General features: G+C 37.9%; 4 protein-coding genes. 1 reads left to right on the top strand and 3 read right to left on the bottom strand.

Annotated features, from left to right (window positions below; translation table 11 throughout):
* Nucleotides 1-110: 110 nt before the first annotated feature.
* Nucleotides 111-449: a hypothetical protein gene (locus E5331_RS19980; RefSeq protein ID WP_135986412.1), complete on the top strand. Its 339-nt coding sequence runs from the start codon at nucleotides 111-113 to the stop codon at nucleotides 447-449.
* 93 nt (nucleotides 450-542) lie between these two features.
* Here E5331_RS19980 and E5331_RS20520 read toward each other — a convergent pair whose 3' ends face one another.
* The 3 genes from E5331_RS20520 to E5331_RS19970 all read right to left on the bottom strand — a co-directional run bounded on the left by E5331_RS20520 (nucleotide 543) and on the right by E5331_RS19970 (nucleotide 2,543).
* Nucleotides 543-689 carry a hypothetical protein gene (locus tag E5331_RS20520; protein WP_168355325.1) on the bottom strand — a complete coding sequence of 49 codons (147 nt, stop codon included), beginning with the start codon at nucleotides 687-689 and terminating at the stop codon, nucleotides 543-545.
* Between the two features lie 80 nt (nucleotides 690-769).
* Nucleotides 770-1,351 carry an RloB family protein gene (locus E5331_RS19975; protein ID WP_135986410.1) on the bottom strand — a complete coding sequence of 194 codons (582 nt, stop codon included), beginning with the start codon at nucleotides 1,349-1,351 and terminating at the stop codon, nucleotides 770-772.
* A gap of 10 nt (nucleotides 1,352-1,361) precedes the next feature.
* Nucleotides 1,362-2,543, bottom strand: coding sequence for an AAA family ATPase (locus E5331_RS19970; RefSeq protein ID WP_135986408.1), 1,182 nt, complete (start codon nucleotides 2,541-2,543; stop codon nucleotides 1,362-1,364).
* Nucleotides 2,544-2,676: the final 133 nt, after the last annotated feature.

The raw sequence follows: 2,676 nt of genomic DNA, 5'->3' as shown, positions 1-2,676 counted from the left end.
TTTTATTTATTTTACCGAATTTTTAACATCTCAAAATAAGTTTAGACAACTTCAATCTAAGGATTATAAATAATGCTGCGCAAAACCCAATTCTAAAAAGAGCTAAAGATATGAAAGTGACACCTCTTTGCAAATCTTTTCTTTACTTTATAAATAAGAATGAAGAAGAGCAAGGAGTCTGTCAATTTCTGAATCATGTAATTACATGCTATTCTGATTTAATCATACATAATCAGCCTCAATTAGCTGCTCACGAATTGATAAAGATTGTAGATATAATATGTTCAACGTATGAAACAGAGAAATACGATGACATTATTCATGAAAAGAGTATAGATTTATATTCCGTAGAAAAGTGTAATCAACTTTTCAATACGATATTTGAAATATATACTGAGGTTGTTAAGGGGAGTAGAAAACAGATAATCACTGACAATAAATTCAAATGAAGTATTTTAAATCCATACTATTTTCATCAGAATTTCCGTTCTCCAATCGAGAGATATATGTCTTTTTATGCCAATTCGTTCAGCAAGCTATTCTTAAGTAAGACCAATGCGAAGGTGTTCCTCTTTAAGCGTTTCAGCAAGGCAAAACGCTGCAGCATCCGCATTAAATCGGTCACGCTCAGGAGTTCCGGGTGTACCATATTCGGCATTGAGAAGTTCGTCGAAAGTCCGAGCCTTCATTATTGCTTCTTTTTTAACGTTATCCATTTTCCTTCTCCTTAAAACATTGTAAAGTGGATAAATGATTGAAAACTTAGTTTTCAATCATTTGCAAGTTGTATAAACAATTTGTGAAGATTGCTGTATGATTCACTATCTGAATCGATTTTTTGTGCATTGTCGATCGCTTTATTCAAACGATTGTCTGCCGACAATTCTTTTACCCATTTCTCGTTTGAAAGGAATGCTTGATGTTTACTGAAATTGGGTATATATCTGCGTAATATGTCAATTACATCTTCTGATGTTGCGAAATAACGGTTTGTTTTCAGATAATGAAGTAAAAACCAAAATTCAATAGAAGGCATACTGTCGCAGAGTATGACAGACGAATTATTGGCATATCTACGACGAATATCCTCTAACTTTCTCTTTTCTGCTAAACGTGTACGGGTGACGTCAGCATCAAACACACAGACTGCAATACCATTGTCGTCAAGTACCCGGTCTATTTGTTTCTGCATCTCGTCAAAAGTCTGTTCGGTGAAATTACGAGGTTTACATGTGTAGTTATACCCATTAATACGTTTTAGATGGGTGAAATAATACCGTTCGGTAGCACCCTCTCCAATAATGGTAATAGTGGGATTTTTTATTTTACGCTCCTTTATCTTTCGTGCCATAACTTAGAAATTATAGTACGTTGGGTAATGCGCCGAACTGACCGTTCATATATGCCCGGTGGATTGACGATAATTTATTCAGACCTTTGAAATCGGCAAGTGAGAAAAGAGTGGTGTTGCCATCTTTCCCTTTTTCTGTGAACCATACGGAATCTTTGCCGAATATGTCTTCAATATCTTTCAGTATGGGGTCGTAATGCGTTGAGACAAGAAGCTGTGAGTGATTATCCCTGCTGTTTACAAATTTTGTCAGGATATATTCCATCAGATTGGGATGCATCGATGCCTCAATTTCATCGATGCACATAAATGCCTGTCGCTTCAGCTGGGTATAAATCAAGGATTCCAACTCAACCATACGTTTTGTGCCGGCACTTTGGCAGGATTCCGGCAGGAAATGGTTCTCAACACCGGATTCATTTTCTACCGTATGTCCGAAGAGGGCAACCATCTTTTGAATTTTAATATCAGATATATTGAAATCTGCTTCTTTCGCAAACTGCATCAGATATTCCCGGAATTCCGGACTGTCAGCAAGCAATCTCTTCACATCATGAGATAATGATGTGAATGATCCGGACTGTAATGGAAGCATCCTATTGTCAATCCATTTCCGCATATTGTCAAGATATGGCACTGATACGTTTACCTTCTTCAGCACTGCAAGAACCGACATGTTGCGCAAGCAGTTCATTGTCATGACCTCAACCTCGGCAGAAGAGAGTTTCACCAAATCCGGATTGAAATTTAATTTAGATATACCGTTGACATCCTCGCGGGAGAAAACTTTGGTAGGGCTGTCGGAAAGATACACGTATAGATTCTCATGACACACCTTTTCCGGATTTATTACAAGCTGATACCAATAACGTATGCCGTCAATATACAGTTTCACTTCGAACTCAGTGTCATGCGACAATGCATCCGATCGCATCAAGAAAGGCTGCACGTCTGTGCCGTCATCATTAGTCATGGGAATTTTATTCCAGAATACATGGAGAAATTCAATGGCATCCAGCAGATTGGACTTGCCACTTGCATTTGCACCGAGGACAACGGCAAAGCGAAGCAGATTAACCCCGTCAGGCATTGTGACAACACTGTTGTAACGGTCATTGCCCGTGGGTTCGAAACTCAACTCCACCTCATCGCGAAACGACTTGAAATTCCTGATTTTAAGTTCTTGAAGCATAGACAATATTTATATACCCCCAAAATTAGCAATTATTTCGGCAAAATACAAATAAATGCAACGATGGTTGACAAAAATGAGACTGTCTAACAATCAAAAGTTAGATGGTCTCTTTTTTTGTGACGTATTACTA

This window comes from Lepagella muris, assembly GCF_004793975.1.
In the GTDB taxonomy this organism is placed as follows: Bacteria; Bacteroidota; Bacteroidia; order Bacteroidales; family Muribaculaceae; genus Lepagella; species Lepagella muris.
This window is presented reverse-complemented; position numbering and strand designations above follow the sequence as displayed.